This is a genomic window from Flavobacterium chryseum (assembly GCF_004362015.1).
Lineage (GTDB): Bacteria > Bacteroidota > Bacteroidia > Flavobacteriales > Flavobacteriaceae > Flavobacterium.
The window spans coordinates 1-6,396 of record NZ_SNWW01000025.1; the positions used below are offsets into that span (position 1 = coordinate 1).

5 protein-coding genes are annotated in these 6,396 nt (G+C 34.2%); all 5 read left to right on the forward strand.

What is annotated here, in order from left to right; all coding sequences use genetic code 11:
* On the forward strand, positions 1-3,406 hold a 3,406-nt coding region (locus EV143_RS21150; RefSeq protein ID WP_133509898.1), incomplete at its 5' end, for a DUF6443 domain-containing protein.
* Positions 3,406-3,771: a hypothetical protein gene (locus tag EV143_RS21155; protein WP_133509899.1), complete on the forward strand. Its 366-nt coding sequence runs from the start codon at positions 3,406-3,408 to the stop codon at positions 3,769-3,771. The genes EV143_RS21150 and EV143_RS21155, both read left to right, overlap by 1 nt.
* A 458-nt stretch (positions 3,772-4,229) precedes the next feature.
* Positions 4,230-4,748 carry a hypothetical protein gene (locus EV143_RS21160; protein ID WP_133509900.1) on the forward strand — a complete coding sequence of 173 codons (519 nt, stop codon included), beginning with the start codon at positions 4,230-4,232 and terminating at the stop codon, positions 4,746-4,748.
* A gap of 137 nt (positions 4,749-4,885) precedes the next feature.
* The gene (locus tag EV143_RS21165; protein ID WP_133509901.1) at positions 4,886-5,419 is read left to right on the forward strand and encodes a hypothetical protein; all 534 of its coding nucleotides are present in this window, start codon (positions 4,886-4,888) and stop codon (positions 5,417-5,419) included.
* A 35-nt stretch (positions 5,420-5,454) separates the two neighbouring features.
* Positions 5,455-5,988: a hypothetical protein gene (locus EV143_RS21170; protein ID WP_133509902.1), complete on the forward strand. Its 534-nt coding sequence runs from the start codon at positions 5,455-5,457 to the stop codon at positions 5,986-5,988.
* The last annotated feature ends 408 nt before the right edge of the window (positions 5,989-6,396 follow it).

Consider the following 6,396-nt stretch of genomic DNA (forward strand, 5'->3'; position numbering starts at 1 on the left):
AGCAGTTAGGTCAGGTAATTTCAATACTTTAACAAAGGAAGAAGTAAGCCAGAATATTACCTATTTTGATGGATTAGGCAGACCTGTTCAGACGACTGCCATTGGTCAGGGAAGAAATGGCTCTGATATAATAACACCAATAGAATACGATAGTATTGGCAGACAGGTCAAAGAATATTTGCCTTATGCATCTTCAAACGGAGGCACCAGTTATCCCAGAGTAAACCCTGCTACAGCAATCAATGGTTTACTGTCTTTTTATGGTACAGAAAAATATGAAAATACGGCCAACCCATTTTCAGAAAAAAAACTTGAATCATCACCCTTAAACAGGGTTTTAAAACAAGCCGCTCCCGGAACTTCATGGGCTATGGGCAGCGGTCATGAAATTAAGCTCGATTACCAAACCAATGCCGGTGATGAAGTTAAATTGTATAAAGCAACAGCAACCTGGGATTCCGGTTCAGGATTGTTTGAAATCGCTTTTTCAAAATCAGGAAATTACCAGGCCAACCAATTATACAAAACCATAACTTTTGATGAAAATACGAGTACAAATCCAAGCGAATCTGCCGGGTCTGTAGTAGAATTTAAAAACAAAGAAGGACAAGTTGTTTTAAAAAGAACCTACGAGGCAGGAGATAAACACGATACGTATTATGTTTATGATATTTACGGAAACCTGACTTATGTAATTCCGCCAAAAGCAGACGGAACCATTAATGATGCAGTTTTAAACGGATTGTGTTACCAATACAAATATGACGATGAAAATAGATTAGTCGAGAAAAAATTACCCGGCAAGCAATGGGAATTCATCGTTTATGATAAACTCGACAGACCCGTGGCCACGGGTCCTGCGTTATCGCCTTTTAAAGACGACAGCAATGTAGGCTGGCTCATCACCAAATACGATGCTTTTGGGCGACCAATTTATACAGGATGGAACAATCAAACCGCAAATTCGGCTACCAGAAAATCGCTTCAGGATGCTCAGAATAATGCTGTTGTTTTGTTTGAAAAGAAAGAAGCATCCCGCACGATTGATGGTATTGCTGCTGATTATACCAATAGTATAGTGCCAACAAGTTTTAAACTTCTGACCGTTAATTATTATGATGATTATGCATTTCCTAATGCAGCTGCAGTACCAGTTACTATTGAACAACAAGCCGTTTTATCTAATGTAAAAGGCATGGCAACCGGAAACTGGACAAGGGTTGCCACAACAGCCTCGGCAATGCTTGGTGAAACCAGTACTACTTTCTATGATGCAAAAGCACGCCTTATACGAACCTATACACAAAATCATTTTGAAGGTTATACGGTAATGGATAGTAAACTTGATTTTACTGGAAAACCACTTTATACTATTAGCGCGCACAAACGAACTAAAGGAGATAACGAAATTACTATAAGAGAAGAATTTACGTATTCGCCACAAGATCGCTTGCTCACTCATACCCATCAAATAAATAGAGGTGTTGTACAGCTTTTAGCAGCAAATACCTATGATGCACTTGGACAGCTGGAAAGCAAAAATGTAGGCAACAGTACCGGAAGCCCTTTGCAAAAAGTCGATTTTAATTATAACATTAGAGGCTGGCTAACGGAGATTAACAAAACCGATGAGCTGCAGCAAAATACAGATCCTCTTGATTTGTTTGCCTTTAAAATTAATTACGATAAAACACAAACAGAGATTGCGAATGTAAAAGCTTTATATAACGGAAATATTTCGGAGACTTACTGGAAAACAGGTTCTGATAATCTGGAGCGCTCTTACGGTTATCAGTATGATAAACTAAACAGATTGGCAAGCGCTGTTTATCAGAAATCGAAATTAACGACAGATGCTTACAACGAGAATTTATCCTATGACAAAAACGGAAACATACAGTTTTTGAACAGAAACGGAGATATGGATCCTCAAATAGGAACCAATGTAATCGATAATTTATCTTATACTTATCCTGACAATTCAAACCAACTTTCAAAAGTGGTGGATAGTGCCAATAACACCAGCGGTTTTAACGATGCTAACACAACTGGCGATGATTATGCTTATGATGTTAACGGAAATATGATCAGTGATAAAAACAAAAACATTACCGAAATACTATATAACCAACTGAATCTACCCAAGAAAATAACTTTTGGCACAGGAAATACAATTGAGTATATTTACAACGCAGCAGGACAAAAACTAGAAAAAATTGTAAAGGAGGGAACCACGACAACCAACACCAATTATTTGGGAGGATTTCAGTACAAAGACAATATTTTAGAGTTTTTCCCAACGGCAGAAGGCTATGTGAAAAATACCGAAGGTACACTATCGTATGTGTTTCAGTACAAAGACCATTTAGGAAACGTACGACTGAGTTTTGCTAAAAACCCAACAACTCAAGTTCTTGAAATTATCGAAGAAAACAATTATTATCCTTTTGGATTAAAACACAAAGGATATAATGATTATGTGGCTACTAATAATAAGTATAAGTACAACGGGAAGGAGTTCCAAGACGAACTGGGGCTTGGCTGGTATGATTATCAGGCTCGTAATTATGATCCTGCAATCGGCAGATGGATGAACATAGACCCAGCTGCTGAAATTGCAAGAAGGTTTTCACCTTACGCTTATGCAATGAACAATCCAGTATTTTTCATTGATCCTGATGGGATGATTGTCACCCCAGGAAGTCAAAAGGAATGGGATAAACAAAAACAAAATGTCACAAGCGAAAGGGATAGACTTCAGGGAAAAGTAGATAAGTTTAATGCGACGGCAACAGCAAAAGGTTGGAGCGCTGAAAAATTAGCGGGTAAAATTGGAAATCTAAATGAACGAATTGGTAGTATGAATGGCACACTCGGAAATTTAGGGACTTTGGAAGCGAGTTCGCAATCATATAGTTTAAATGTACTTAGCGCTGGTTCAACTGGAGATACTTCATATGATCCAGCTTCTGGCGACGTTGTTATTAGTTTTTCAGGAACGGCTAACTTTGTTCATGAATCTACACATGCTGGACAATTTGAGAGTGGGGATATTGCCTTTGATTCGGCATCAGGGAAACCTTATGCATCAGATACAGGTGATGAAATTTCTGCATATAAAGCGCAATACGCATTTGACCCAGCTTCAGTATCAGGGTTAACATCTTCGGCATCAGTTAATTCTTCAGCTGGTATTAATGCAAATTGGCTTCAAAATGTTAGCGATTCTAGTGGTAATAAAATTTATGCACCTGGGGGAATTGCCAATACTGGAATAGTACCGTTAAATACAAATTCAACTAAGGCAGATATGCTAAGAGCATATCCACACAATGCAGCTGCACTAAGCGGATTACCAAATACCTTTACATATAAATCAATATCAACTTTAAAATTCAGGAAATAATGAAAAATATATTTTGTCTCGTATTAACAATTATTTTATTAAATGCTTGTAAGGTTGTAAATATCGATAATGATACTGTGGATGGTGCTTATAAAGCAAAGGGTAAAGATTACCTGTACAGTCTAATTTTACAAAAAGACAGCACGTTTACTATTGAATATAAAGGATTTGAAATTACGTCAAATTGTGAAGGAAAATGGCAAATGAAAGGAACAGATTTAATAATTTTGAAATGCAACGAACCACAGAATGTTGCAGAAACATTGCAAAGTGGATATATGAGCACTCGAGTAATTGAAGTAAAAGTTAAGAGTAAACGGGAGCTGATATACAATAATGTCATTTTGAAAAAGGATAAATTATGAATTAAAAAGCTACAAACCACTTCAATTTGAAGTGGTTTGTAGCTTTACAAAATATACTCAGTTGGGTATACGCTTGCATATGGAGGTAGGACTAAAATTGACGGTACAGTTGTACAATCACACGGAGGACGGGACGTATCCAATCCATTAGTCAATTCGGAAGCAAGTATTAATATTAGTAGTTATGCTTCCCAATCAACTTTTCACTCAAATCCAAGTGGTACAAATTCAACAGCACCACAAGGAGGTACAAGTTCTTCTTCAACTTTAGGAGAATCTGTTACTGAAGGCAGCTTTAGGCATGCTACATCAAATGAGGGAGGGGATGTTGGCAACAGTGATCTAAAGTTAATTATTGTCTTTTCAAGAGGAAACGGTACAGTATATATTTATAATAATACAGTTGTTATGGCGACCGTACCTCAAAGAATTTTGTTACTCCAAAAAAATAATTAATCATGAAAAAAAATATATTAATATTACTATTAGCATTGAATCTAAATTTATACTCACAAAATAAAGTTGATGATTATAAAAAATTAATTGATTCTACAATTGTTATCAAATCTATTGAAACATACAAAGGCTTTCAAGAAGAGCTAAATAAAAAAAATGAAACGGATAATTGGAAGCGTCATATTGAAGATTATAGACATCATATAGAAAACATTTATTTGGTTGATGAGAATCACAATCCTTATGTTATGTCATCATCACAAGGTACTGACCTTAAATTTAAGCAGATTGATATTTACAATAAAAAAAATAAAAAATTATTAAAAGAGGGAATCGATGTTTGGAAAATAATCCCTACCCTAGATAGTAATAAGTTAAAAATTATCATTATTGAGTTTAAAGTTACTTACAGTAAGAACAAATATCAATTTTCAAATGGTGGCGGAACAACAACTCTTTTTGAATATTCGTGTGCCGAAAAAAAATGGATTTTGGTTAACAGTAATACTATTGCTCCTTGATTAATAAAAAAACAACCCGAAGGTTGTTTTTTTATTATATCTATTTCAAATAGAATAGAAAATTAAATGATAGCTTGCAAGTTTAATAGAGCAGTTTATTTTTAGTTCTAAAAGCGCAATCAAAAAAATAATACTTAATGAAAAAAATCTTTTTAACCGTAATAATCGTTATAACTACCTGTTCTTGCAATACATATTTGGATAGGGGTAACAATATAAAAACCGATTATATGGATTTCAATTATATGGAAAGCCATAATGAATTTGTATATAAATCCAAAGTTAATTCGATTGCTGATAATGAAGTTTTCTACACAACTCACCTTAGCATAGATCTTCCAAAAAAGATAAAATTTTGGACAAGTTCAAATAATGAATTTTATTTTGAATATGATGATAAGCAGATAATCTATATTTATTCTGGGTATAAAAATGGAGGTGTCTCTGGACAATGGAAGATGCGAGAAACTAATGACAATGAAATTTATGTAAGGTTGAACCCTTACTGGCATAAAAGAAAATATAATGAAGATAACTTAAAAAGCGGACATTCTGGTAGAACTTCAAAGGCTTACACTGACGGTAAAGTGATAATACTTTTATATAATATTAAACAAGAAAATTTCGAAAGGTATCTGGCGTTGGTTAAGACTTTTAAGTATTTGGACTAGTCAAAACAGCAATTTTCAAGTAACAAATGTTTGATATGAAATACAAATTTACGATCATCGTTATCAGTATATTAGTAATTACTTGCTTATTCTATATGTTTATCTCAAGCTGTAATCGTAGATTACCTGAAGTTTCAAACTATACTATTTTTAGCAATACTGGTATGGCTATGCCTGCAAAGCTATATTCAAGAACTGTCAAATCAGTGATAGATGGAAAGGAAGAAAATATTGATGAATTTATATTATGCTTTAATGATACACTTATTGCTAACCATTTAAATGCGTCAGGAGATGATAAGGTTTATAAATTTCTCGTTATTATTCCAAATAAAAAAATAATAGGATTAGTTAATAATATGAATGCTCTCAAAGATAAAGAAACGCACGTGTGCCAAGAAAATGATGATGCTGACAATTTTACGTCTATCATTAATAATCATACTTTTTTCAGTAATCCACCTATAAAGGAAGCAACTTTCACTGATAAAAAAATTATTTTTAATACTTATGGAGTATTAAAGCAGTATGGAGAAACCGCTATTATTGAATTCGGTAATGAAAAATAATTTCTAATCATTACTAAAAAACCACTTCTTTACGGAGTGGTTTTTCTATTTTTCTTAGTGTTGTTTTTAATCCAAAATGGCACTTCCATTATCGTACCGTCATTACATTTCAGAGTATCCTTATACTGAGGTTTTAAATCGTATACTTTCTGCGGTTTCCCAACACCAAGGTCAATCTCTATCCACTCCCATAAACTCTCGTCATTTATATATTTTGCATAAGGATGTGTGTTAGGCACTTTATCCCCGGGCTTAAGGGGACAGGTCTGGCAGGGAGTTATATCATAATTCCGATATTCAAAGTTTAGAAGATCTGGATATTCTGGATAAAGTGAGCACCTAATTCTGGATAAAAGTGAGCAGTATAAATGAACTCAAAAAGGTGTCTAAAAAGTAGTTTAAAAGTAT